Consider the following 25,775-nt stretch of genomic DNA (forward strand, 5'->3'; position numbering starts at 1 on the left):
GATGTTCAAAGAGACCATGTCCAAACAACAAATCGGAGTCGTCGGCCTTGCCGTAATGGGTAAAAATCTGGCGCTTAACATCGAAAGCAGAGGCTTCGCCGTATCTGTATTCAATCGTTCTCCTGAAAAAACGAAAGAATTGGTAAGTGATTTTCCTGAGAAAAAGCTAGTGGGTACATACAGCATTGAAGAATTCGTAGAATCTCTGGAGGTTCCGCGCAGAATCCTGATCATGGTAAAGGCGGGCAAGCCCACGGACGACACGATCAATCAACTTCTCCCTCATTTAACCAAGGGGGATATTCTGATTGACGGAGGCAACTCGTTTTTCCCCGACACCGTCAGACGCAATAAGGAACTGGAGTCAAAAGGGTTTCGTTTTATCGGGACAGGTGTTTCCGGTGGTGAAGAAGGAGCTTTAAAGGGACCTTCCATCATGCCTGGAGGACAAAAGGATGCGTACGAGCTGGTCGAGCCGATCCTGACTTCCATTTCTGCCAAAGTGGGTGGCGAGCCTTGCTGCACATATATCGGACCAGACGGAGCAGGACATTATGTGAAAATGGTGCACAACGGCATTGAATACGGTGATATGCAGCTAATCTGTGAAGCCTACCAACTGCTGAAGGATGTTCTTGGAGTCGACACCAAGGAGCTTCATGATATATTCACGGAATGGAACAGCGGGGAGCTCGACAGCTATTTGATCGAAATTACCCGCGACATCTTTACCAAATATGATGAGGAAACCGGCAAGCCGATGGTGGATGTGATTCTGGATTCCGCCGGCCAAAAAGGCACTGGCAAATGGACCAGCCAAAGCGCGCTTGACCTCGGTGTTCCTTTGTCCATCATTACGGAATCTGTATTCTCGCGCTTTATTTCCGCCATGAAGGAAGAGCGTGTAGCAGCAAGCAAGGTGCTTTCTGGCCCAGCCGTGACCCCTTACTCGGGGGATCGCAAGGCATTCATCGAAGCGGTCCGCAAGGCGCTTTATGCCAGCAAGATTTGCTCCTATGCGCAAGGCTTTGCCCAAATGCGAGCGGCTTCCGAGGAATACAACTGGGACCTGAAATATGGCAACATTGCCATGATCTTTAGAGGCGGCTGCATCATCCGTGCCAGATTCCTGCAAAACATCAAGGACGCTTACGACCGTGATTCCGAGCTTAAGAATCTGCTGCTGGACAGCTACTTCAAAGGTATTGTCGAAAACTATCAGAGCGCATGGCGGGAAGTAATTTCAATTGCCGTGACCCGCGGAATCCCAGTTCCGGCTTTTGCTTCTGCATTGGCTTATTACGACAGTTACCGTACGGATAGATTGCCGGCTAACCTGCTTCAGGCGCAGCGCGACTATTTTGGTGCCCATACCTTTCAAAGGGTTGACAAAGAAGGCACCTTCCACTACGAGTGGTTGGAGCTTGATAATTAATCGCTTTTATTCAATGGGGCCGTAAGCAGCTTCACAAAGCCATCTTTTTAATCGGTCCGCTTCTTGATCAAAGCCGTTTTTACGGTGAATGAGCATCATCGCAATCTCGGTGAAATAGCGAAAGCTCCTTAACAGTTGTGGTTGGGAAAGGCCTGCAAGATTCGGGTCCTCCTCAGCCACTTTTTTCTTAATAAATTCAAGTATCCAAATGACATCCTCCTTGCAGAGCTGGTATCCGGGCTTTAATATTTGGTCCAGCTTGCCTGGGGCGATACCTTGTATAGCGGGAACAGAGTTCAATGCATCATCTCTCCTTATGAACTGCAAATCTATCTCTTATTCATCTTTACTACAGCGGTTAGAAATTATTCTCAGACATCTTGAATTTCTGCAGAATTGTATTCATCCCAGAGGTGCATATGGTATGATATGAAAAGTTTAAGGTGACTTTATTCATTGAAAGAAGGATCGATGTGCGTAGACGCAACGTGATATTAGTCGGGTTTATGGGGACTGGTAAATCAACGGTGGGAAAATTACTGGCCAAAAGATTGGGCTGGACCTTCATCGATATGGATGAGCGGATTGAAAAAGAGCAGAGAATGCCGATCCGGGAACTGTTTCGGATTCACGGAGAATCCTATTTTCGCGACTTGGAAACCAAAGCGCTGAGTGCTCAGTTAGATGCAGATCAACAAATAGTGGCAACGGGTGGAGGGGCGGTATTAGCGGAAGAAAATCGTTCCTGCATGCTCGACAATGGATGGGTCATTGCGCTGACTGCTAACCCGGATACCATTATCAGCAGAGTCAGCCGCGATCAAAATCGCCCTTTGCTCCAGGGCAATCTTCAAGAACGCGTCAATACCCTGCTTGAAGAGCGGAAGCATGCTTATGAATTTGCACATGTGACGATAGATACAACTCATTTGAACACCGATCAAATCGTCGATCTTATTCTGCAAACCAACACTCTGGAGCCATAATCGATAGAGGAATCACTTGGCCCATTCGAGCATGCCGCCAGTCATATTCTTAAGCCCTTTATAGCCTTGGGCCATTAAAAAGTCATAGGCTTTACCGCTGCGCCCGCCGCTGCGGCAAACGAGAATTATTTCATTGTTTAGCGGTATTTCCGTATGGCGGACGGGCAGCTCACCAAGCGGTATGTGCTTGGCTCCCGGGATCATGCCAGCCGCTACTTCCTCCGCTTCACGAACATCAATAATGTTCAGGACTTCTCCTTGTTCAAGCCTTTGTTTGATTTCATGCGGTAAAATAGTCTCCATGATATCAGCCTCCGAAATCCTGATTGAGAGGGATGACCTCGCTTAAATTATCATAGGAATAATTCGGCTTGATGTCAATCAGCTGACAACAGGCTGATCGAATTTTGATTTGATGCAAATAGAGGTGAATTATGGCAATCCTATACATCGGAATTGCAGGAGTTCTGGGTGCATGGACAAGGTATGCTTGTACCCTGCTGTGGAATCCAGCTTCGCCGGAGAAGTTCCCCTGGGGAACACTATTTTGTAATTTTTCAGGTTGCCTGCTAATAAGCTTTATAGCCTATTCCACGTTCAAGCAAATTTCAGCTCAAATGCGCCTAACTATCACAACTGGTTTTATCGGAGCTTTTACTACTTTTTCATCCCTTAGCTTTGAAACATTTGCCATGCTGGATGCTGGTCATGTATGGCTTGCTGTCATTTATATCATGGGAAGTCTCTGGGGAGGACTATTTTTTGCCTGGTTGGGAAATCGAATTGCTTTGGCGCTCTCTTCAAGGAGGGCCCATCTATGACCCCCTGGATATGGAATGCCGTGTTGGTTGGAAGCGGCGGATTTCTTGGCACTATTTGTCGATATAAGCTTTCGAGTTTCCTGTCTCACAGGTTCCCATCGGTTTTTCCATATGGTACACTGACAGTAAATCTGCTTGGCTGTTTTTGCGTAGGCTGGATCATGCGAGATCATGCTCACGATTCGATCAGGCTATGGGCAGGGACTGGCTTTTTGGGCGCTTTTACGACCTTTTCATCGCTAAAATTGGAAAGCCTCAGCCTGATCAAGGGGAAATTTACCGGAACATGGCTTTTGTATACGCTCCTGTCTTATTCGCTCGGCCTTCTGCTTGTTGTCTTGGGATACTATTTATAGAGGAGAGAATTTTCGTGAAAGCCATAGTCAAACCGAGCTCCCGGCTACAAGGAGAAATTAACGCATTGTCATCCAAAAACTATACAACCCGCTATCTGCTGCTTGCCGCCCTGGCAGAAGGGACAAGCACCATTTACTATCCGGCGCACAGCGAGGACAGCGACGCTATGAGACGCTGTATTCGCGATTTGGGCGCCATTGTCGAGGAGGATGATGAGAAAATCGTTATAACCGGCTTCGGTAAGCATCCCCAGCCTGTCTCTGAGCTTAATGTCGGTAATGCGGGAGCGGTGCTTCGGTTTTTAATGTCCGTTGCGGCGTTTTGCCCGGATGTAACCTTTGTGAATACATATCCGCAATCATTAGGTAAGCGGCCGCATCATGATTTAATTGATTCTTTGCAGCAAATGGGTGTGGAGGTATTCCATCAGGACGGCCGTCTGCCGATAACTATAAAAGGGGGCTCTCCGCGGGGCGGTAAAATAACCGTTTCCGGCAATGTGAGCTCACAGTTTCTCAGCTCCCTGCTTTTCATGACACCTCTGCTCGAGCAAGACAGCGAAATCGAAGTCCTGCACGATTTGAAGTCGAAAGTCATTATCGGCCAGACTCTTGAGGTTCTCGAACAGGCAGGAATCAAGGTTTATGCGAGCGAAGACTTGATGCGCTACCGAGTTCCGGGTAATCAAAAGTATCAGGCCAAACAATATGTAGTCCAGGGGGATTACCCTGGTTCTGCGGCTATTCTCGCTGCAGCTGCGGTAACGAATTCGGATGTGACTGTGCTGCGACTTGAGGAAACCAGCAAGCAAGGCGAGAAGGCTTGCGTGGATGTATTGAAAGCAATGGGTGTTCAATTGACCCATCATCAGGGTGTTGTCCATGTACTCGGGAATGGCCGTTTGCAAGCCGGTGATTTCGATGGCGATCATTTCACCGATGCCGTGCTGGCCATGGTAGCTGCTGCTGTATTTGCGGAAGGAACTTCACGTTTTTACAATGTGGAGAATCTCCGCTATAAGGAATGTGACCGAATTACCGATTTTCTGGCGGAGCTTCGCAAAGCAGGTGCCGATGTCGAAGAGCGCCAAAGCGAAATCATCGTCCATGGACGGCCGGAGGGAGTAGAAGGCGGTGCGGAAATCAACGCTCATTTTGACCATCGGGTCATTATGGCTCTCACCGTCGTGGGTCTCCGCTCCAGGAATGGCCTTATTATAAAGGATGCCCAGCATGTAGCTAAATCTTACCCGCAATACTTTGAACATTTAAATGCTCTGGGTGCCGAAGTTGAGTTGGTAGAGGAATAATTTTTCTGAACGGGTGAATCATCATGACGGTTATATGGCAAGGCTTAAAGGTGACATTTGGATTTTTTCTGATAGCTGGATTGCTCTTTGCCAGCGGCGTATTTACAATGCTTTTATATGCCAAATTTATCGGTCAGGATAACAAAATTCTTGCAAATGATCACATCATGCCATTAATTGGAGCTATGGAAACACCTGTACCTGCAACTTCTCCACCCCCATCAAAAAAAATGCCGGCATCGGCCAAGCTGGATGCTCCTTTGGTGCTGCAAAACCCCGAGCTTCCTGCAGGTTGTGAAGTGACCAGTTTAACGATGCTACTTCAATTCGCGGGATTATCCAAAAACAAAATGGAGCTGGCCGCCGAAATGCCAAGAGACGATACTAAAATCGTTTTGAATGAGGATGGGACTCCAAAATATTGGGGCGATCCGAATGTTGGATTTGTCGGCGATGTTTTCAGAAAGGGAAGAGGATTTGGCATTTATCATGCTGGACTGTTTCCCTTACTGAAAACATATATTCCAAAAGCAATCGATCTAACCAATAAGTCCTTTGTGAATTATGAACAACAAATTGCAGACGGTATTCCGGTTATGGTATGGACGACCATTGACTTTTCCGTACCAACCAGTTGGGTGAAGTGGGATACGGCCAGCGGCCCGATTCAGACAACCTTCGCCGAGCACGTTGTGCTGCTGGTGGGCTACGATGAAAACTCCGTGTTCATCAATGATCCAAGAAGCGGTGGAAAAGGATTTTCCGTGGACAAGGCGAAATTCATGGATAGCTGGATTGCAATGGGCAAACAAGGGTTAAGCTATACTCAATAAAGAGGAGGCCTCCAAATGGCATTTGAAAATCCGACTCGCGAGCAAATTAAGCAAATTCTGGCATTGGCTGGTAACATTGCGGTTGTCGGCTTGTCTGATAATCCGGATCGAACCTCTCATATGGTAGCCAAGGCCATGCAAAATCGCGGTTACCGCATTATTCCGGTTAACCCGAATGCGGAAATGATCTTAGGTGAGAAATGCTATCCATCGCTTTCTGACATTCCTGACCCGGTGGATATTGTCAATGTGTTCCGCAGAGCGGAGCAGGTTGCTCCAATAGCGGAAGAGGCTGTCCGCATCAAAGCGAAGGTATTCTGGCTGCAGCTGGATATCGTCAATGAGGAAGCTGCCGAAATTGCCAAAAAAGGCGGGTTGGAAGTCATAATGGACCGCTGCATTAAAGTTGAAGACGCCGTATTAAATCCGCGAAACAAATAAGCCGCCGAGAGGCGGTTTTTTTATGCATCTGCCAATAGCTTCCATAAATAAATTATGAATCCATCGGAGAGAATAAAAATACTCTTCAGAAATGAAGCAGAAATTAACATTAGGAGGATTTGAAGCAATGTATAGCAACAACTTCAGCAATTTCGGTTCTTCTGCAGGTATGTCATCACAGAATCAAGGATTCCAAAGACAGTTTCAGCCTACAGGCAACGTGCAATCCGTATATGGCCAAAATCAAGGCAGCCAGGGTTATGGTCAAAATATGAGTATGGGCAGCCAAGGTTATGGCCAAAATGCTTCGAGTTCCTACCAAATGGCAAATTATCGTGGAAACCAACAAGGACACGATGCAGGGCTTCGCGCTGATTCACTCAATCCGACTCAAATGCAATCCGGCGGTTTTGGATACGGGGGCTCCGGCGGGAATTTCGGCACTTCGAATAATTACAGCAGCGTCAATTACGGCATCAGAGGAAATGACCAGGGAGGATATAATAATGTATCCACTCAATTTGGCTTTAATACAAGCCCTTACTCTTCCATGGGTCAATCCGGGTACGGGAATCAAGGCTTTAGCTCTTCTTTTGGCCAAGGTACTGAGGCCTTTCATACGGCAAACTACCGTGGAAACCAACCAGGACATGACGCAGGGCTGCGTGCTGATTCCATGAATCCAACTCAAGGCGGAAGCTTCGGCAGCTCTTCCATGATGAACCAATACGCTATGGGCCCATCCAGCTTTGGCCAATCCGGATACAGCAATCAAGGGTCTTCCTTTGGTCAAGGAACTGAAGCCTTTCACACAGCCAATTATCGCGGTAACCAACAAGGGCATGACGCCGGCCTTCGTGCTGATTCGCTAAGTCCAACTCAACAAGGCGGCGGAGCATTTTCCGGTACTAATTTCAGCAGCCCATCCTATGGGATAAGAGGCCGTGAAAATACAAACTCGGGTTTAAACAATGTTTCTTCCCAATTCGGATTTTCGCAAAGCACCCCTTACGGCAGCAATCAGAGCCAAAGCACATTCAATTAGTAAAGCCAATCCATAATTAGCGGGCCACTTGGCCCGCTAATTTTTCATGCATAAAAATTTTGACAAAAACATGAACTAGCTATACGATTTGTAATAGAAAGGAGGGAGCATTCGTTTGAACTGGATGGGAAACTTACAGCAGCTCGGCCGCTCATTAATGCTGCCAACCATAGCGCTTCCGGTAGCCGCTATTTTATTGCGGTTAGGGGATCTTCCCTGGGAAAGCGTTCATGCATCCAAGTTCGGTGATCTCCTTTTACTAGGCGGACATACCATATTTAATTATATCCCGATCATTTTTGCCGTTGGCGTGGCGCTCGGCCTGACAGAAGGCGCAGGCATTGCCGGCATGTCGGCGATGCTTGGTTATTTCATGTTTATCAGCCTTATTCAGCATGAGCTGGGTGAAGAGTTTCAGCTGGGGGTCTCCGGAGGCATATTAATCGGGCTGCTCGCAGCCATCATTTATCATAGATTCAAAGAATTCCAACTTCCGGAATATATTCAATTTTTCGGCGGACCCCGTATTGTCCCCTTTATCATGGGCCTCGCAACGTTAATAGTCTCCTATCTCATGATCGGCATTGGCCCTTATTTACAAGAATGGATGCAGTGGCTTTCCAATACGATTTTAGGATTAGGCGGTTTAGGCACTTTTATTTACGGGATCATCCATCGATTGCTCGTACCCTTTGGGCTTCACCATATCCTTAATAACTTTTTTTGGTTTCAGCTTGGAGCATATGATTCTGGAAACGGTAATATGGTATACGGCGATTTGCCCCGCTATTTTGCAGGTGATCCTACTGCAGGCATCTATATGGCGGGATTATATCCGATCATGATGTTTGCCCTGCCTGCCATCGCCTTTGCGATTATTCATGAGGCGCGCGAGGATTTGAAGCCGAAAATCAAAACGATCTTTCTTACAGCTGCGCTGAGCTCCTTTTTAACGGGAGTGACCGAGCCTATTGAATTTGCCTTTTTATTTGTGGCTCCCTATTTGTTTATGATCCATGCTCTGTTATCCGGGGCAGCGATGTGGATCGCCTATGAATTGGGCATTCACCATGGCTTTTCTTATTCCGCTGGAGCGATAGATTTTGTGATCAACGAGCATCTGTCCCAGAATGGATTTTTGCTGATTCCTATTGGAATCGGATTTGGACTGCTTTATTATTTTTTATTTCGCTATGCGATTCGCCGCTTTCGGATTCCGACGCCAGGAAGGGAAGAAGGCTCTCAGTTGGAAGAATGGGCGGGAGATATTCCATATCGCTCACCGCTTATTTTGCAAGCGCTTGGAGGTAAAGACAATATCAAACAAATTGAAGCGTGCATCACCCGGCTTCGTCTAACTCTGGCCAATGATCGACTTATGGATATCACGGCACTCCGGCATTTGGGTGCAGCGGGCGTCATCCGTCTTGGGGGAGGCAACGTGCAAGTTGTGTTCGGTACATTCTCGGAGCTGATCCGAGAAGAGATTATGAAGGTTTTACGCAAGGATATCCAGATGGTATTGTTCCATTCTCCGATGCAAGGACGCATGATCCCTATTGAAGATGTGCCGGATCGGATTTTTGCATCCAAGCTGGTTGGCAGTGGAGTTGCCTTTTTTCCGGAAAAGGGTGAGCTGGTGTCACCGGTTGCGGGCAAAATCATGCACATTTATCCAACTATGCACGCGCTTGGCATCGTAACGGAGGAGGGATTGGAAATCCTGCTGCATATCGGCATTGATACGGCCAACTTGCCCGGCAAATGCTTTACGGCTGTCGTCAAAGAAGGAGACTCGGTTGAACCCGGCCAATTGCTGGTGAAATTCAACTTGGACAAATTAAGAAAACTCGCTTCCTCTATGGCGACTCCGATGATTATTACGAATCCTGACAGGGTGAAGTCCTGGGGCTTTGCTCCATTTAAATTTGTCAAAAAGGGTCAAAAATCCGTGATGTCCGTCGTCTTGAAAAATGAATATACTTCTGGGGGAGCAGCTGGATGATTAGAGGAATAGGAGCATCAGACGGTATCGCTATGGGAAAAGCCTTCATGATCCCAACTTGGGAATGGGATTTTCCGGAGAAAATGGTCGATGTGACCGACCTGGCTTATGAATTTGAAAGATTGTATGACGGCATTCGTTCTTCCAAGGACGAGCTCAAGCTGATTAAACAGGAAATTCATGAAGTGGTCGGTCAAGAAGAATCGAATATTTTCGACGCTCATCTCGCTATTTTGGAAGATCCGATATTTATGAATGAGATTCAAGGAATTATCGAGCGCCAATATAAGGCGGCTGAGGTTGCCGTTAAGGAAGTTATTGATAAATTCGTTGGCATGTTCGATCTGATTGACGATGAGTACATGAAGGAACGCGCCTTGGATATCAAGGATGTCGGCAACAGGCTGCTGAAGCATTTGCTTGGGGATATGGAGGAGAACGTGCCTCCAACGGATTATCCCTATATATTGGTCGCCAAGGAATTAACTCCGTCTCAGTTGGCACATCTGGATCCTCCAAAAGTGCTGGGGCTCGTTACGATGGTGGGGGGAACCCATTCTCATGTAGCGATCATGGCAAGGGCGATGTCGGTTCCATTAATAATCGGGTTGGAAGGCAAGCTGTTAAGACCGATTCAAAATGGCGATTTTTTAATCATTGACGGTCAAGAGGGCACGCTTTACATCAATCCGGATGAAGCCACCATTGAACGTTACAAGGCAAGAAAGAACAATTGGCTTGAATTTAAAGAGAGCTTGCAGGAGCTTTCCAATGTACCGCCGATAACGATGGACAACAAAATGATCAGTCTGCATGCGAATATCAATTCTTTTAAAGAGATCGATCAGGTTGTGCGAAATGGTGCATCAGGTGTAGGATTGTTTCGAACGGAATATTTGTATATGGACCGGGATTCACTGCCGAGCGAAGATGAACAGTTCGAGGTATATAAGCATGCGGCAGCGAAGCTGAATGGTTTACCTATCGTGATCAGGACGCTGGATATCGGCGGGGATAAAAAGCTCGATTACATGCCGATGGCGAAAGAAGACAATCCCTTTCTGGGCTATCGCGCAATTCGCATCTCGCTAGGCCGAAAAGATCTGTTTAAAACTCAGTTGAAAGCCATTTTGCGAGCCAGTGTTTTCGGCTATGTGCGAATCATGTATCCCATGATTACAACCTTGAATGAGGTTAAGGAAGCCAATGCGGTTTTGGAAGAAGCTAAGCAGGAACTGAGTGATCTTGGCTATGACTATGATTCAAACATTGAAGTGGGAATCACGATCGAAGTCCCGGCTGCTGCGTTGATTGCCGATGTGCTTGCGAGCGAGGTCAATTTTTTAAGCATAGGCACCAACGATCTTGTCCAATATGTGCTTGCCGTAGACCGCATGAATGAGAACATTGCCCATATGTATGATCCTTTTCATCCGGCCATCATTCGCCTTTTAAAACATATTATTGATGCGGGTAAAAGGGTGGGTGTTCCCGTCGGTGTATGCGGAGAGCTTGCCGGAGATATTCGTGCATTGCCGATCTGGCTCGGGCTTGGTTTTGAGGAGCTCAGCATATCCATACAAACCTTACTGCATGTAAAGCACCGTCTGTTAAGCAGTAATTATGCCAATTGCAAAAAGCTTGTAGAGTCCATCCTTGTTTGCAAGACCAGTCAAGAAATTCATAATCTACTGAACGATGCAGATCAAGTTTTCTAAGATTCGGAGGAAAAAAAGATGGAGCTGTCCGGTCATAAGGTTCTTGCTTTTGTAGATGAAGAGTTTGAGGATTTGGAAATGTGGTATCCGGTTCTTCGCTTAAGAGAATCCGGCGCCATTGTGGATATTGCCGGTCCTAAGGCAAAAACGGTCTACCATGGTAAATACGGAGTACCCATCTCAACGGATTTAGCTTTTGGCGATGCCAGGTCTGCTGATTACACAGGCCTTTATGTTCCAGGAGGATGGGCACCGGACAAACTGCGCCGTTATGGGGACGTTTTGCGATTGACCCGGGAGTTTCATGCGGCCGAGAAGCCGATTGCGCAAATATGCCATGCTGGATGGGTGCTGATCTCAGCTAAAATTGTAAAGGGCTACACCATGACTTCCACTCCGGGCATTCGTGACGACCTTGAGAATGCCGGGGCTGTCTGGGTCGATGAAGAGGTCGTTGTCGACCGTAATATTGTATCCGGACGCCGTCCGCCGGATCTGCCTGCTTTCTGTAAAGAGTTTGTTCGGGTGCTCACAAGCTTCATTGCGCGTTAACCTCTTTTTGTAATAGGTGGCAAAAACTACAATTCCCTTTTCGGAAGGAATCCGTGAGAAAAAGGAGAATTAAGATGTAGATGTGAATTATTAGGTACATAGGACATGCCGCCTGTGATGAAGGAGTTGAACAAAATAAAATGATAAAGGAGTGCAGATGCGGCCATACGATGAACATTCGGCTGCGTACGGTCATTTATCAAAATAAAGTGGATATCGACAATGTCCCGATCTATTCCTGTGAGGTGTGCGGTCGAAGCGAAGTCGTATCCCATGTGAAGCCAGAGCTTACAGCGCTCATCAGCAAATTGGGGAGCAAACCGGATAAACAGCAGTATTCTTTTCATGAGCTATCCGAGATCGCTTATTTGCTGCTCAAGGTGACCGAGAGGGAACATATGAATGATTCTGTCGAAAAAATTGTGGAAGAGAGAATCAACGAGCTTCTCGATGTACTGCTGCTGGCTCAGTCCTTGGGAGATACCCCCTGGATGGACGATATTCGCAAACGACTCTCGCAACTCAGCCAAAACGCAATCTCAACCTGACATTGATAGCCGACTTCCCCGGAAGTTGGCTTTTTTGTTATGTTTTTGATAGTATTATGAAAGAAAATGCTTCGTTTTCATTGCAAGCAGGTAAAAATTGTCGTATCATAACTGTAATGTAATAGGCTCGAAGAATACTTTTGGGATATGGAGAGAGCAGCCGTGACCGTAACCATTTATGATGTAGCACGTGAAGCCGGAGTTTCAATGGCAACCGTTTCCCGGGTAGTGAATAACAATCCGAACGTGAAGCCGCAAACCCGCAAGAAAGTATTCGAAGCGATTGAACGGCTCGGTTATCGTCCGAACGCTGTGGCTAGAGGTCTCGCCAGTAAGAAAACAACAACTGTGGGTGTAGTCATCCCGGATATTTCTAATTCAATTTTCGCCGAGGTTGCTCGCGGAATTGAAGATATCGCAAATATGTACCATTACAATATCATTCTTTGTAACGCTGACAAGAAGAAGGAAAAAGAAATCCGCGTCATTAATACACTGCTCGAAAAACAAGTGGACGGCCTGCTCTTCATGGGGGGAGTCGTGACGGATGAACATATTCAGGCTTTCCGTACATCATCCGTTCCTGTCGTACTTTGCGGGACGAAGGATGAGGCTTCAAGTATTCCTTCTGTTGATATTGACCACGAGCGCGCTGCTTATGATGCAGTTCAGGTACTCATTGCTCAGGGACACCGGGATATTGGCATGATCTCCGGCACACTGGAGGATCCGGCAAACGGTTTTGCCCGTTACCAAGGCTATAAGAAAGCATTGGAAGCTGCGAACATACCCATGCGAGAAAATTTCGTGCGAATAGGCAACTATCGTTATGAATCCGGCATAGAAGCAACCAAATATTTCCTGGAGCTTAACCCGCACCCAACCGCGATATTCTCGGCAACAGACGAAATGGCTATAGGAGCCATACATACGATTCAAGACAGCGGACTTAAGGTGCCTGATGACATCTCAGTCATCAGTGTAGACAACATCCGCATGGCCTCCATGGTAAGGCCGCTGCTTACTACGGTGGCACAACCGATGTACGACATTGGCGCCGTATCCATGAGGCTGTTAACGAAGCTGATGAACAAGGAAGCAACAACGGATAACCATCAAGTCGTGTTACCGCATGAAATTATCCAACGCAATTCGGTGGCTCATCTTTAATGAGCCATCTTTTTATTTTGTCATGTCAAGGCTAACAGGTTAAGAAAGGGGAGAGGCTGATGCCATTCGCGAAAATTGCGCTCATCGGAGCGATGAATGAGGAAATTGAGCTGTTGATCCATCATATGGAGCAGGTAAAAGAGTCCGCCAAAGCTGGTGTGCTTTATCGGGAAGGACTTTTCCATGGCAAGCGAGTAGTCGTCTGTAAATCGGGTGTTGGCAAAGTCAATGCAGCCGTAACGACGCAAATTTTGATTGATCAATTTGCCGTGGAAGCTGTTATTTTTACCGGAGTAGCAGGAGCGCTCGATCCCGAGCTGAACATCGGGGATATCGTCGTTTCCAGCGAGTGCATGCAGCATGATATGGATGTAACGGCACTAGGCTACCCGAGAGGCGTCATCCCGTACCAAGAAATATCCATATTTGCTGCGGATTCCGGACTGGTCGACTTGGCAACTGCTTCCGGCAGCAAGCTTTTTCAGGGAAGAATCAAGCAGGGCAGGGTGCTTTCCGGTGACCAGTTTATAGCTGATCGAGATGTAGTGAGTCAGCTTCATACTGAACTGAAAGGTGCATGTACGGAGATGGAAGGATCAGCGGTCGCTCAAGTTTGCTCGATGAATCAGATTCCATACGTTGTCATCCGATCGATGTCTGACAAAGCGGACGGCTCCGCGCATGTCAATTTTGCCGAATTCACGAAGCAAGCTTCCGAGAATTCGTACAAAATTGTGGAGGATATGATTCGTCAGCTTTGATGGGACCTGTGACGGAGCAAAATCAGGAACTGATTAAGTGAAACCGAACCGGATAGTGGGGGCAAAACAGGAAACCGAAACTGGATTAATTTGAAAAAAAAATTGTTGGAAGAATGTTTTTCATTCTTCTAGGAAGCAAATAAAATGATCAGCTTCCTGGAACGATGTTTTTCATCTTTCCAGAGGTTCCCTATGAGCAGCGAGGAGATGAAATGGCACTGGAACGATGATTTTCAATGATTTTCATCGTTGTGGAACCGAGAAGGAAGGTGATCCTTTCTGCAAGAATGATTTTCATTCTTGCAGAAAGGGGATGCCAAGTTGTTGTGCTAACAGTATCCATGATTCAGAAAAACGATCGGCAGCCCAACCGGACTCGACCTAATCCAACAATCCAACTCGAGCAAACCAACCCGAACAAACCAACCCGAGCAAACCAACCCGAACAACCCAACCCGAACAACCCAACCCGAACAAACCAAAACGAACAATCCAACTCGAGCAAACCAACCCGAACAAACCAAAACGAACAACCCAAAACGACAACCCAACCCGATCAAACCAACCCAAAACAACCAACCGAAAACGTGCTGATTGCCAACAAATTTACGAAATTTTGGTTCCTGTTATTGTTCATTTCGGCAGGGTGATACGACACCTGATTTTTAGACGCTTAGATAGCAGTCTAATCGCGGTCGAGTCGACCAGCACCGCGCTCCAGCGCCGCTATTTCAAGTACATCATCGCCAGCTCCTTGATCTGGCGATTCCGCTCCTGGATCTCCTGGCGCCGCGGAATCGGCGCCCAGGTCGCGACCGGGTCGAGCCACGTGCGCGGCAGCTCGACCGGGCTCTTGCCCTGCCAGGCGTCCAACCACGCCTGGGGCAGCTCAAGCTGGGGCTCTGCATCCAGCTGACCCACAAGAGCCTGCTCGCTCATCACGAGCCAGAGCAGGCCCCAAGCCCGCGGCACGACACGCCAGATGTCGTACCCACCGCCCCCGAGCGCAACCCAGCGCCCTTCGCACCATTGGTGCGCAAGGCTGTGGATCAGCTCGGGCATGGCCTTGTACACGCGCATGGAGCAATGCACATGCGCGAGCGGGTCGAAGGCATGGGCGTCGCAGCCATGCTGGGAGACCAGGACATCCGGCTGGAAGCGCGAGATCGCCGAGGTCAGCACCTCGCCGAAGCATTCCAGCCACGAGTCATCCTCGGTGTAGGGCTCCACGGGGATGTTCACGTTCGTGCCGAACGCGTCGCCTTCACCGCGTTCGCTCACAGCGCCAGTGCCGGGGAACAGGTATTTCCCCGTCTCATGAATCGACACCGTGCATACCTGGGGGTCGGAGTAAAAGCTCCACTGGACGCCATCCCCATGATGCACGTCCGTATCCACGTACAGCACTTTGGCTCCGTACGTCGCCTGGATATGCGCAATCGCCGCGGAGGCGTCGTTGTAGACGCAGAAGCCGGCGCCTTTGCTTCGCATAGCGTGATGCAGCCCGCCGCCCAGGTGCATGGCGTGGGGGGCTTGGCCGGACATCACGAGCTCGGCAGCGTTAATCGAGCCGCCGACTATACTCGAGGTGATGCCGTGCATCCCGGGGAAGAAGGGCGTATCATCGGTATCGAGCCCGAAGCGTCCCGCCTCGCTGAGCCAATCCGCTGCCGGTGATGGAAGGCTAAGCGCTTTCACGGCATCGATATAGGCGGACGAGTGGACTCGCAGCAGCTCCTCCTCCAAAGCAGGGCGCGGCTTTCGCAGCGCTGACGGAGGTAGCGCTCCCGCTTTTCGCAGCAGATCGACGGTAAGCACAAGCCGCTGCTGATTAAAGGGATGCTCGTCGTTAAATCTATATTCAACTTGATGCTCATCATAGATAAAGACGGGATTCTTGGTGGAATCTCCCATTTTCCATATTCCTCCTGGTCAGACGGCCTTATGATCCTAGTACATAAATCGTTGATGAAATCGGATGCGGTCAAATTGCTCGACGGAGGACTGAGGTACTTTCCTTCCGATTCGGACCATCAAACAATTGGCGGGGTGGGAACAAATTTCCGGATCGTCCGTTGCAAACCAGACCATATCGACGCTCTTCATCAGCTTTTCCATCATTTGGCGGTAAGCCCAAACGGTAAGCCCGCTTTTTTCCAAATCCCAATGCCAATAATACTCGGTTGTAAAACAGATCACATTCTCCATCTGATTTTCCTGAAAAGCCAGCTGAATCATCCTTTTGGCAAGGCCCATAAAACGATAGTCGTCCGCAACCTCAATAGCTCCAAGCTCGACCAATTCTTCCATATGTCCTTCAGACCATCGTTCAATCTCATCCGGATAATGGAAGGTCACATAGCCCACAATGGTTGGGCCGTCCCGAGCCAAAATGATCCGCCCTTCCGGCAATCGGGCAATTTCCACCAAGGCTTCATGCTGTTCCCTAGGACGCCGAAAGGCATCGAGCTGCGAGTGCATTGTCAAGTCCATGAGGCTCCCGGGCGATACTGGCCCTTCTATCAAAATCTCCTTGCGATCAGGTGCTGGGAGGAAGCTGTACGAGTGATACAGTTTCATATGCTGCACTACACGAGCCCTCCTTTTCCAAAAAATCATAAAATGTTTATCCTCTTCATTGGTTCACGAAAGTTTCCTTCTTCTGAAGGCATAGTTCACTTATAACATATTTTTCAAAGGATTGAAAAGCTTCAAAAGGAATAGTCGAACAATTGAGCATATGCTATAATAAAAGACGGTCATGAAGGCTTCGCATCAACCTTGATAAACGCGCTCGACATTTAGGCTGGCGCAGCCGTTTATCATTGTAACAAATTTGCTCAGTGTAAGCGTTTTATAAAAATCAGGAGGGTTTTGTACATGGATCAATTGAACGAAGAAATCATTGCAGCTTCTGCTCCTAACCCTAATTTAAAAAACTACGTGGCCGCTCGCGCCAATTTTAATTGGGCAGAGGTGGAACGCAGCTTTTCATGGTATGAGACAGGTAAGGTCAATTTAGCTTATGAAGCCATTGATCGGCACGCGGAATCTTCCAGGTCGGAGCAAATCGCCTTATATTACAGCGACAGCCAAAGGGAAGAAGCCGTTACTTTTGCCCAAATGAAAGACAGATCCAATCAGTTTGGCAATGTACTCCGTAAGCTGGGCATCGGAAAAGGGGAGCGCGTATTTATTTTTATGCCGCGTACGCCGGAGCTGTATTATTCTTTACTGGGCATTATCAAGGTGGGTGCGGTAGTAGGTCCATTATTTGAGGCCTTTATGGAAACGGCTGTACGTGACCGATTGGAGGATAGTGCGGCTGTTGCAATCATTACAACACCTAGCCAGCTTTCCCGAGTGCCTGTAAGTGAATTGCCGCATTTGAAGCACGTGATTCTCGTGGGTGAAAATCTGGAGTTAAGCGATGGACAAGTTGATTTTTATAAAGAAATGTCATCTGCATCCCCTGAACTGGATATCGAGTGGGTCGACCGTGAAGACGGTTTGATCATTCATTATACCTCCGGCTCCACTGGTAAGCCCAAAGGCGTTTATCATGTACATAACGCTATGCTGCAGCATTATTACACAGGCAAAGTCGTGCTTGATCTGCAAGAAAACGATATTTATTGGTGTACGGCCGATCCCGGCTGGGTGACAGGTACCTCTTACGGTGTTTTTGCTCCTTGGCTAAATGGGGCGACCAACGTCATTCGTGGAGGCCGCTTTAGTCCGCAAGATTGGTACGGAACCATCGACAAGTATAAAGTAACTGTGTGGTATAGTGCTCCTACTGCATTCCGGATGTTAATGGGAGCGGGTGATGAGACGGTAAAACAGTTCTCCCTTTCTTCGCTCCGTCATGTCCTGAGTGTAGGAGAGCCGCTCAACCCAGAGGTAGTGCGCTGGGGATTGAAGGTTTACGGACAGCGTATTCATGATACCTGGTGGATGACCGAGACTGGCGCGCAGCTGATTTGCAATTATCCGAGCATGCCGATCAAGCCTGGCTCCATGGGCCGTCCGCTTCCGGGTACAGATGCTGCTATCCTCGACGATGCGGGAAATGAGCTTCCTCCGATGCGTATGGGCAACCTGGCTATCAAAACGCCTTGGCCTTCCATGATGCGCAAGATTTGGAACAATCCCGCCAAGTTTGAAGAGTATTTACGTATCCCGGGGTGGTATGTCTCCGGTGATTCCGCTTATCGTGATGAAGAGGGCTACTTCTGGTTTCAAGGCAGGGTGGATGATGTGATCAACACAGCCGGAGAGCGAGTAGGGCCTTTTGAGGTAGAAAGCAAGCTGGTTGAGCACCCCGCGGTCGCAGAGGCTGGGGTCATTGGCAAGCCAGATCCGATGAGGGGTGAAATTATCAAAGCTTTCATCGCATTGCGCGAAGGATATACCCCATCGGATGAATTGAAAGCGGAAATTTCCAAGTTCGTCAAGGAAGGCTTATCTGCACATGCGGCTCCGCGCGAAATTGAATTCAAGGATAAACTGCCTAAAACACGCAGCGGCAAAATTATGCGACGTGTGCTTAAAGCCTGGGAGCTTAACCTGCCAACTGGTGATTTATCAACAATTGAGGATTAATCGATTGAAAGTATAAAGCCCTCGTTCCCGGAACTTATCGGGAACGAGGGCTTTCTCATTTAACCTCTACTGCGGCTGACGGATTGGATTCTCCAATATCGTTAATGGCGATAACTCTATAAAAACCGGAGTATGTGATTGAAAAATAATGAAATTCCGCTCCGTCCCTGACGGAGCCCAGCTTATTATAAGTTCCGTTCGCTTTATTGCTGTAATAAAGGTCATACGTTCTAACATTATCCTTTGATGGATTAGGCGTCCAGCTGATTACAAGACTTGCACCTTCTGCTTTAGTCTTCAGTCCTAAAGGAGTTGATGGGACCGTCTTGCTGCCTGTTCCAATGCCCGGAGTAGGACTCGTACCCGGCTTTGTACTTGGTTTCACCCCGTTGTCACCTGGAGCAGCTGTCCCCCCGGCTGGGGGAGTAATGATGCCGCCTCCCATGAATCCGTCGGTAGACACATATTGATTGGGGGTTGATTCCTTGCCAGCTACATCAACGGCAGTTACATAATAACTATTCACGGTCGAAGGTGGAACCTGATCCGTGAATTTAGGTTCCGCTCCGGCAAGCACCACATTGCCCCCGACCAAATGGAAACCTGAGTTATTGTCAGAACGATATAGGCGGTATCCAACGACATCCTCATTTGTACTTGGTTGAAAAGTAATGATAGCCGTATTGCCCGACTTGGATGCAACCATCGTGGATGGAGAGTTAGGGGCTTTTCCATCCTCCACCCGCGGATCTGTTTCGGACGGCGCATCATTGTCATAGTCGAGGGGCTTGTAGCTATCCAGCGGTTTCCGTTTGTCTTCCGGAAGCTTTTTCAAGAGAACATCCAATTCCTTCAGTAGATCCCCAATGGGTTTTTCCCTCTTTATGACCATTTTTTGCTGAACAAATTCCGTCGGAGTTCCAGGCTGAGCAATGTAGTTCAAGCCATTGTATGAGATGATGCCCATATTTACCATGACATCGTCTTGCTGCGTAGGCAGATATTTTTTGTTGAAAATATCGGTTACGGCGTGACCGCTTTGAGTTGTCATTTCACTTGGCAGCTTTCCGGATAAATCGGATACGGTTGCTTCCACGATCCCGTCCGGTTTTTTAAATGCTTTATTTGGAAACAGCTCCGGCTTTTTCTCGACAGCCATATTCATCACTAATGCCCAGATGTCTTTGGCATGCTGCGTTTGCTTCAGCTTCGAGCTGAGCTTGTTAATCGGTTGATCATAGCCGACCCAAACGCCAACGGTTATATCGGGTGTGTAGCCCATAAACCAAGCGTCAGCATCATCCTGGGTTGAGCCTGTTTTGCCTGAAATTTGGATCTTGCCATAGGATTTGAACTTTTTCATCAGGTCTGTCGCTGTTCCTTGGCTGCTGTCGCTGATCACGGTTTTCATCATGTCTGTAATCAGATAGGCCGTTTGCTCGGAAAAGACCGTAGACGGTTTTTGCTCGTGCTCATAAATGATTTTTCCGTTGCTGTCGGTTATTTTGCGGATCATATACGATTTGTTAAAAACGCCTTGATTTGGAATCGTCGCATAGGCATTGGTCAATTCCTTCACGGAAGTCCCGTATTTTAATCCTCCAATAACTCCGGTTTGCGCGTAATAGTCTTCTTTTTGAATCGAGGTAATGCCTAGTTTTTTGGCAAAACTCCAAGCTTCATCAATGCCCACTTTGTCCAGAAAGAGCTTGATGGCCGGAATGTTGTAAGATTGATTGAGTGCTCTTCTTGCTGTAACCAAGCCATGGTACTTGCTGTCCCAGTTCTCCGGAATATGAAAGCCTTTTGAGCCATCCTTCAAAATAACGGGCACATCATCGATAACGCTTGCTGGTTGAATAGCTCCTTTATCCAAGGCGGGTATATATGCCGCGATGGGTTTCATGGTAGAACCAGGCTGCCTGTACGCCTGAGTCGCATGATTGAGCTGCTCTTTGAAAAAATCGCGGCCTTCAATCATCCCGAGAATGGCACCTGTCTTATTATCAAGCATAATGGCTCCAGTTTGTTCCATTCCTTTTTTGGGATCATCCGGAGCAAAGTTCTTGGGTTCCTCGGCAATGTCATGCATGGAATCATATAAGGTTTTATCAATGGTTGTATACACCTGATATCCACCGCGAAGAAGCTGGTTTTGTACGGCTTTTAAAGCCTCTTTATAAGCGGCTGCATTTTTTAGGGGATCTACATTTGGATATTGCTGTTTCAGTATAATCTCCGCCGCCTGTTGTTCCACTTCGACCATCAGGTAGGGATAAGTGGTATAAGCTTTTTGGGATGGAGCAGGCATCGATGCCTTCAAATCAAATTTTAAAGCGGCTTGATACTGATCCTGAGTAATTTTTTGCTCTTCGAGCATGCGCTTGAGAACAAGCTGCTGTCTTGTAACGGCTTTGCCGAAGCCTTCCGGATCAAACTCCGGTTTGCTGGTAAAAGCTGAATAATTGGATGGCTGCTGAGGCAAACCCGCTAAATATGCAGCTTGGGCAATATTTAATTGTTTTAAATCATCGATGTTAAATAGTCCTTTGGCCGCAGCTTTAATCCCGTACAGATTGTAGCCGCTAGAGCCGCTTCCATAAGGGATTTTGTTTAAGTAGGCCAGCATAATTTCATCTTTGGACATCACGCGCTCTATGCGCAGTGCGAGCAGAAGCTCCCGTGCCTTGCGGCCGTCATCGCGGTCCAGCGTTAAAAAAACCCGCCTGGCCAACTGCTGGGTAATGGTGCTTCCCCCGGTTTGCACATCTTCGTTTCGCACCTTTTGAGTGACGGCTCTGACGATACCTCGGAGATCTACTCCGTAATGATTGTAAAAATCCTTGTCTTCAATCGCTAATACAGCATCCAGCATAACCTGCGGTATATCCGACAGCCCAACAAGTCGCCGGTCTTCCTCCGTTCGAAGCTGGCCGATCACACTGTCGTCTTTAAAATAGGCAAAGCCAGTGACTGCGTTTTCCTGCATGGTTTGACGTATGTAGTCATTGCTGCGAATCGGGTCATTCTTAACCAGAGCACTCACATAACCAAATGCTGCCGACCCTCCAAGGATCGCAGCCAGTAGAATTGCGACAGAAGTCCATTTAATAGTATGATAAAAAATTTTAAATGATATCCTTACCCAAGGTTGATTCATCTTTGCGAGTAATTTGCGCATAGTTATCATAATCCTCCTTACTCGGTACATTATACCATACAGGAGGAGAAATTTAGAAACTCCGCGCAGAAAATCATGCAATTATCGTTTGACATTCAACGCTATTTCGTGATATAAAATTTAAAACAATATTCAAATGCAATGAAGGATCAGCAGTAGCTTGGATGTGGATGCTTTCAGAGAGCCGATGGGTGGTGCGAATCGGTACCTGCATGTGAGTGAATTACGGTCCGGAGCAGCAGAAGGGAACTCATGAGGTTACGCTCATGAAAGTAGCTTTTGGCCCGGGAATCCCCGGTTATCCAAGTTCGAGTGAAAACGGCAGGCATTTGCCCGCATTTGGCTTTTTTTACAGCTTGATGTGCAGCCGTTTTAATTAGGGTGGTACCGCGAGTCAAGTCTTCTCGTCCCTTTGTGGATAAGAAGGCTTTTTATTTTGCCAAAAAAGGAGCATTGGAACATGAACATTTTGGAGGATTTGGAGTTTAGAGGGTTGCTTTATCAAACGACCAATCGCGAAGGGCTTCAGAAGAAGCTGGATTCGGAACCGGTTGTGCTTTATGCAGGATTTGATCCAACCGCGGACAGCTTGCATATCGGGAGTTTGCTTCCGATTTTGATCCTGAAGAGATTCCAGCTGGCCGGGCATATCCCTCTGGCCTTGGTGGGTGGCGGAACAGGCCTCATTGGCGATCCGAGCGGAAAAGCGGCTGAAAGGACACTCAACACTACAGACACCGTAAGCGCTTGGTCTCAGCGATTGAAAGATCAGCTTTCCCGGTTTCTGGATTTCTCGGACAGGCTCCCCAATCCTGCAGAATTAGTGAACAATTACGATTGGCTTGGCAGCTTGAATGTGATTGAGTTTTTGCGCGATATCGGCAAGAATTTTACGGTCAACTATATGCTGGCCAAGGACTCGGTCGATTCAAGAATAACGAAGGGGATTTCCTTCACGGAATTCAGCTACATGATCCTGCAAGCTTATGACTTCCTGCAGCTGAATCAGACGAAGAACTGCTCTTTGCAGGTTGGCGGGAGCGATCAATGGGGGAATATCACCGCAGGACTCGAGTTGATCGGCAAGACAACCGATAACAGAGCCTACGGGATCACCATGCCGTTGGTTATGAAGAGTGATGGGCAAAAGTTCGGCAAGACAGAGGGCGGCGCCATATGGCTGGACCCTGCTAAAACTTCTCCATACCAGTTCTACCAGTTTTGGGTGAACACGGACGATCAAGATGTGATTCGTTTTATAAAATACTTTACTTTTCTTAGTAAGGAAGAAATTGGCCGATTGGAGCAAGAAGTGAAGCTGCAGCCGGAGAAGAGGGAGGCTCAGCGGGTTCTTGCCTCCGAGGTGACGAAGCTTGTTCATGGAGATGAGGCTTTGCGAAGTGCGATGAACATAACACAGGCTCTCTTTAGCGGCAATATTCAAGAGCTTACCCAAGCTGAAATTGAAGAGGCGTTTAAAGATGTGCCTTCCACTACCTTGGAAAATGATGAGCTCAGCGTGATTGATTTGCTGGTTGCTGCCGGAGCAGCCTCTTCCAAGACCCAAGCTCGCAAGGATATCGAAAGCGGAGCTGTTACCATCAACGGAAACCGCTTGAATGATTTAGAGAATAGAGCAGCCGATCTGGGACGAATTGGCGGAGCTTATTTAATCATTCGGCGCGGGAAGAAAAATTATTACTTGATTCAATTCAACAATTAAAAAGCTGACAAAGAAAAAACCCTCAAGGGAGTTCGGATCCTTGAGGGTTTTAAGTAAGTTGATTAAGTATAAGTTTTCTAAACTTATCCTGCTTCGCATCAACCTTGACAAACGCGCTCGTCTTTTAGAACGGCGCAGCCGTTTATCCTTGTTAACGGCTGTAGAACTCGACGATTTGCTTCTCGTCAATTTCTTGCGGAAGCTCCAAACGCTCAGGAAGACGAGTATACTTGCCTTCCAATGCGGAATCATTATATTCCAGGTAAGCTGGCAGGTAATTGCGGTTAGCCAGAGCTTCTTTAATGGAAGAAAGATTTTTGCTTCTTTCACGCAGGCCAAGAGTGTCGCCTGTAGAAACGATATAAGAAGGGATATCTACTTTCTTGCCATTTACTAATACGTGACCGTGTGCTACCAATTGGCGAGCGCCTGCACGACTGTTGGCAAATCCCAGACGGTAAATCAGATTGTCCAAGCGGCTTTCAAGCAATACCATGAAGTTCTCGCCTGAAATCCCTTGAAGCTTGGAAGCTTTGTCGAACAGGTTGCGGAATTGCTTCTCGCCCAAACCGTACATATGGCGAAGTTTTTGTTTTTCTTGCAATTGAACACCGTAGCCGCTCAATTTTTTGCGTTGACCGGGACCATGCTGGCCTGGAGGGAAAGGACGTTTCAATTCTTTGCCGGAACCGCCAAGGGAAATGCCAAGACGACGGCTTAGTTTAAATTTTGGACCTGTATAGCGTGCCATGTTAGGAAAAACTCCTTCTTTGTCTCATATAGTTGATTGAGTTGGTTGGTTATGTGAATGCATGTGTCTGGTTTTGCTTACGAATCCTCTGGATTCCCTGACAAGAGAGTTCAGCCGCTGTCTTGGCAGGAGCAAAATCAGTGAGGGTGAACACATGTGATTTCACTATGAATCATGTTGGTACTCGACTACTAATTTTATAAAAAACCTTTTGGATTGTCAAGTGCTTGGAAGAGCTGAAAAGGAGAGAGGAATGGGGATAATCCTCTCAGATTATTTGACTAATAGCCAGCTAAGTTCTAAACTGGTGGGAAGTCAACCGTGCGTTTTTACTCGATTGAAAGGTAACCAAAAGAGTAAGCGTTGGAGAAGGCAGGTCGAATGGTTTTGAAAAATCTATTAAACAAGCGTGTTCTTTCCTGGACCATCCTGCTCGTCCTATTGACGGGTTTAATCTATTTTTTATTTTTTACAAGAGTCGGCGTGATGCTGACTCACAGCAATATGCATCAATTATCCGAAAATGTAAAATCACTGGGCATTTATGGTCAAATCATTGGGGTTCTCATGGTATTCCTGCAGACATTTTTCCCATTTATCCCGTTCGTCGTCGTCGCAGGAACGAATGTCGCGATTTTCGGATTCAAAGATGGATTTATCGTCAATTATATAACGTCCGTTCTCAGTGCAGTCAGTTTTTTCTATGCTGCCCGATATTACGGGCATGCCTGGGTGACTCGCAAGCTGCAGCGCTTTCCTTTTTTAATTCCGTTTAGCAAGCGGATGGAGACCCATGGTTTTTTGTATGTGCTTTTGGGTCGGTTCATTCCCGTTCTCCCTTCATCGGCAATTAATCTGGCTGCTGGCGTTACAGGTACACGCTTTGGAGCATTTTTAGCGGCGACCGTCATCGGCAAGCTTCCTATTATTTATTTGGAATCGCTGATCGCTCATGATCTTTTTCATTTCCGCAAATATAAGGATCGGTTGCTGCTGCTTCTGCTCATTTTTGCACTGCTGATTTTTCTCGGCCATTGGTTCCAAAAGAAGCTCTCGTCCAAATCTGAAGACGATAAAAAATGAGCGTTTTACTCTGTTTTGCAGGAATTTTATGTTGGACTTTTATTTACCTGCAAGTTATCATAAGAGATGTAAAATGATGACTATTGAAAATGGAGGAATACAAGATGCCAAGTGCCAATAACGCTGCAATTGTAGACATTTCCCAAACCGCTAACAAGTTCAGATCTTCCATCGTATTGCAATATGAAAATAAGTATATCGATGTGAAAAGCATTCTCGGGTTATTCACTACCCTGCTCAGCTCGAGCACCTATGATCTTCACGTACACGGGCCCGATGCAGATGAAGCCAAGAAAGCTATGAGTGAAGTGTTTGCCAAGTATAACCTGGGCGTCAATGTAATAGAAGATTAACCATCTATCAGGAGGTATTTCCGGAGCTGACCGGGAATACCTTCTCTTGTATATTGCTTTGATTTCGCTTAATATAGAGCATAGAAGGACGGATGACT

General features: G+C 47.3%; 25 protein-coding genes and 1 other annotated feature. Of the genes, 19 read left to right on the forward strand and 6 right to left on the reverse strand.

Going from position 1 to position 25,775, the window contains the following annotated elements; translation table 11 throughout:
- Positions 1–16 precede the first annotated feature (16 nt).
- A complete protein-coding gene (gndA, locus tag BLV33_RS01505) occupies positions 17–1,435 on the forward strand; it encodes an NADP-dependent phosphogluconate dehydrogenase (RefSeq protein WP_090787428.1) in 1,419 nt (472 codons plus the stop codon).
- A gap of 6 nt (positions 1,436–1,441) precedes the next feature.
- On the opposite strand, the gene BLV33_RS01510 is transcribed toward gndA, so the two are convergent.
- Positions 1,442–1,735 (reverse strand): hypothetical protein, encoded by a 294-nt coding sequence (locus BLV33_RS01510; protein WP_090787431.1) that lies wholly within the window; start codon positions 1,733–1,735, stop codon positions 1,442–1,444.
- 173 nt (positions 1,736–1,908) lie between these two features.
- Here BLV33_RS01510 and BLV33_RS01515 point away from each other — a divergent pair, with 173 nt between their 5' ends.
- Positions 1,909–2,421, forward strand: coding sequence for a shikimate kinase (locus tag BLV33_RS01515; protein ID WP_090787434.1), 513 nt, complete (start codon positions 1,909–1,911; stop codon positions 2,419–2,421).
- A gap of 12 nt (positions 2,422–2,433) precedes the next feature.
- On the opposite strand, the gene BLV33_RS01520 is transcribed toward BLV33_RS01515, so the two are convergent.
- Positions 2,434–2,724 carry a rhodanese-like domain-containing protein gene (locus BLV33_RS01520; protein WP_090787437.1) on the reverse strand — a complete coding sequence of 97 codons (291 nt, stop codon included), beginning with the start codon at positions 2,722–2,724 and terminating at the stop codon, positions 2,434–2,436.
- A 131-nt stretch (positions 2,725–2,855) separates the two neighbouring features.
- Here BLV33_RS01520 and crcB point away from each other — a divergent pair, with 131 nt between their 5' ends.
- From crcB to BLV33_RS01585, 13 genes are all read left to right on the forward strand, one after another.
- Positions 2,856–3,242, forward strand: coding sequence for a fluoride efflux transporter CrcB (gene crcB, locus BLV33_RS01525; protein WP_090787440.1), 387 nt, complete (start codon positions 2,856–2,858; stop codon positions 3,240–3,242).
- Positions 3,239–3,598 (forward strand): fluoride efflux transporter FluC, encoded by a 360-nt coding sequence (locus tag BLV33_RS01530; protein ID WP_090787443.1) that lies wholly within the window; start codon positions 3,239–3,241, stop codon positions 3,596–3,598. Before crcB ends, BLV33_RS01530 begins: the two co-directional genes overlap by 4 nt.
- 14 nt (positions 3,599–3,612) lie before the next feature.
- Positions 3,613–4,908, forward strand: coding sequence for a 3-phosphoshikimate 1-carboxyvinyltransferase (gene aroA, locus BLV33_RS01535; RefSeq protein ID WP_090787446.1), 1,296 nt, complete (start codon positions 3,613–3,615; stop codon positions 4,906–4,908).
- A 23-nt stretch (positions 4,909–4,931) separates the two neighbouring features.
- Complete coding sequence (locus BLV33_RS01540) at positions 4,932–5,741, forward strand: C39 family peptidase (RefSeq protein ID WP_090787449.1); 810 nt, start codon at positions 4,932–4,934, stop codon at positions 5,739–5,741.
- Positions 5,742–5,756: 15 nt separating this feature from the next.
- Positions 5,757–6,182 carry a CoA-binding protein gene (locus BLV33_RS01545; RefSeq protein ID WP_090787452.1) on the forward strand — a complete coding sequence of 142 codons (426 nt, stop codon included), beginning with the start codon at positions 5,757–5,759 and terminating at the stop codon, positions 6,180–6,182.
- A 127-nt stretch (positions 6,183–6,309) separates the two neighbouring features.
- Positions 6,310–7,227, forward strand: a complete 918-nt coding sequence (locus tag BLV33_RS01550) for a hypothetical protein (protein ID WP_216234692.1) — start codon at positions 6,310–6,312, stop codon at positions 7,225–7,227.
- 115 nt (positions 7,228–7,342) lie between these two features.
- Positions 7,343–9,232: a glucose PTS transporter subunit IIA gene (locus tag BLV33_RS01555; protein WP_090787455.1), complete on the forward strand. Its 1,890-nt coding sequence runs from the start codon at positions 7,343–7,345 to the stop codon at positions 9,230–9,232.
- The gene (gene ptsP, locus BLV33_RS01560) at positions 9,229–10,950 is read left to right on the forward strand and encodes a phosphoenolpyruvate--protein phosphotransferase (RefSeq protein ID WP_090787460.1); all 1,722 of its coding nucleotides are present in this window, start codon (positions 9,229–9,231) and stop codon (positions 10,948–10,950) included. The genes BLV33_RS01555 and ptsP overlap by 4 nt, the downstream gene beginning before the upstream one ends.
- Before the next feature lie 18 nt (positions 10,951–10,968).
- The gene (locus tag BLV33_RS01565) at positions 10,969–11,502 is read left to right on the forward strand and encodes a type 1 glutamine amidotransferase domain-containing protein (protein ID WP_090787463.1); all 534 of its coding nucleotides are present in this window, start codon (positions 10,969–10,971) and stop codon (positions 11,500–11,502) included.
- Positions 11,503–11,642: 140 nt separating this feature from the next.
- Positions 11,643–12,050 (forward strand): hypothetical protein, encoded by a 408-nt coding sequence (locus BLV33_RS01570; RefSeq protein WP_090787466.1) that lies wholly within the window; start codon positions 11,643–11,645, stop codon positions 12,048–12,050.
- Positions 12,051–12,212: 162 nt separating this feature from the next.
- Entirely contained in the window at positions 12,213–13,220 is a 1,008-nt protein-coding gene (gene ccpA / locus BLV33_RS01575) for a catabolite control protein A (RefSeq protein WP_090787469.1), read from the forward strand.
- Between the two features lie 59 nt (positions 13,221–13,279).
- On the forward strand, positions 13,280–13,981 hold the full coding sequence (locus BLV33_RS01580) for a 5'-methylthioadenosine/adenosylhomocysteine nucleosidase (RefSeq protein WP_090787473.1): 702 nt from the start codon (positions 13,280–13,282) through the stop codon (positions 13,979–13,981).
- 236 nt (positions 13,982–14,217) lie between these two features.
- Complete coding sequence (locus BLV33_RS01585) at positions 14,218–14,631, forward strand: hypothetical protein (RefSeq protein WP_090787475.1); 414 nt, start codon at positions 14,218–14,220, stop codon at positions 14,629–14,631.
- A 76-nt stretch (positions 14,632–14,707) separates the two neighbouring features.
- On the opposite strand, the gene BLV33_RS01590 is transcribed toward BLV33_RS01585, so the two are convergent.
- Together BLV33_RS01590 and BLV33_RS01595 are read right to left on the reverse strand one after the other, a co-directional pair.
- Entirely contained in the window at positions 14,708–15,895 is a 1,188-nt protein-coding gene (locus BLV33_RS01590; RefSeq protein WP_090787480.1) for an acetoin utilization protein AcuC, read from the reverse strand.
- A gap of 36 nt (positions 15,896–15,931) precedes the next feature.
- A complete protein-coding gene (locus tag BLV33_RS01595) occupies positions 15,932–16,570 on the reverse strand; it encodes a GNAT family N-acetyltransferase (RefSeq protein ID WP_090787483.1) in 639 nt (212 codons plus the stop codon).
- A gap of 291 nt (positions 16,571–16,861) precedes the next feature.
- Here BLV33_RS01595 and acsA point away from each other — a divergent pair, with 291 nt between their 5' ends.
- Positions 16,862–18,586 (forward strand): acetate--CoA ligase, encoded by a 1,725-nt coding sequence (acsA, locus tag BLV33_RS01600; RefSeq protein ID WP_090787486.1) that lies wholly within the window; start codon positions 16,862–16,864, stop codon positions 18,584–18,586.
- 55 nt (positions 18,587–18,641) lie between these two features.
- Here acsA and BLV33_RS01605 read toward each other — a convergent pair whose 3' ends face one another.
- A complete protein-coding gene (locus BLV33_RS01605) occupies positions 18,642–21,767 on the reverse strand; it encodes a transglycosylase domain-containing protein (RefSeq protein ID WP_090787489.1) in 3,126 nt (1,041 codons plus the stop codon).
- A 132-nt stretch (positions 21,768–21,899) separates the two neighbouring features.
- Positions 21,900–22,182: a binding site (T-box leader), on the forward strand.
- A gap of 45 nt (positions 22,183–22,227) precedes the next feature.
- Between BLV33_RS01605 and tyrS the strand changes: the two genes are divergently transcribed.
- Positions 22,228–23,490: a tyrosine--tRNA ligase gene (gene tyrS, locus BLV33_RS01610; protein WP_090787492.1), complete on the forward strand. Its 1,263-nt coding sequence runs from the start codon at positions 22,228–22,230 to the stop codon at positions 23,488–23,490.
- 151 nt (positions 23,491–23,641) lie between these two features.
- Here the strand turns inward: tyrS and rpsD are convergent, their stop codons facing one another.
- Positions 23,642–24,241, reverse strand: coding sequence for a 30S ribosomal protein S4 (rpsD, locus tag BLV33_RS01615; protein ID WP_090787495.1), 600 nt, complete (start codon positions 24,239–24,241; stop codon positions 23,642–23,644).
- A 381-nt stretch (positions 24,242–24,622) separates the two neighbouring features.
- Here rpsD and BLV33_RS01620 point away from each other — a divergent pair, with 381 nt between their 5' ends.
- Complete coding sequence (locus BLV33_RS01620) at positions 24,623–25,324, forward strand: TVP38/TMEM64 family protein (protein ID WP_090787498.1); 702 nt, start codon at positions 24,623–24,625, stop codon at positions 25,322–25,324.
- A gap of 104 nt (positions 25,325–25,428) precedes the next feature.
- Positions 25,429–25,677 carry an HPr family phosphocarrier protein gene (locus BLV33_RS01625; RefSeq protein ID WP_090787503.1) on the forward strand — a complete coding sequence of 83 codons (249 nt, stop codon included), beginning with the start codon at positions 25,429–25,431 and terminating at the stop codon, positions 25,675–25,677.
- Positions 25,678–25,775 lie beyond the last annotated feature (98 nt).

The organism is Paenibacillus sp. GP183, assembly GCF_900104695.1.
Taxonomy (GTDB): Bacteria; Bacillota; Bacilli; order Paenibacillales; family NBRC-103111; genus Paenibacillus_AI.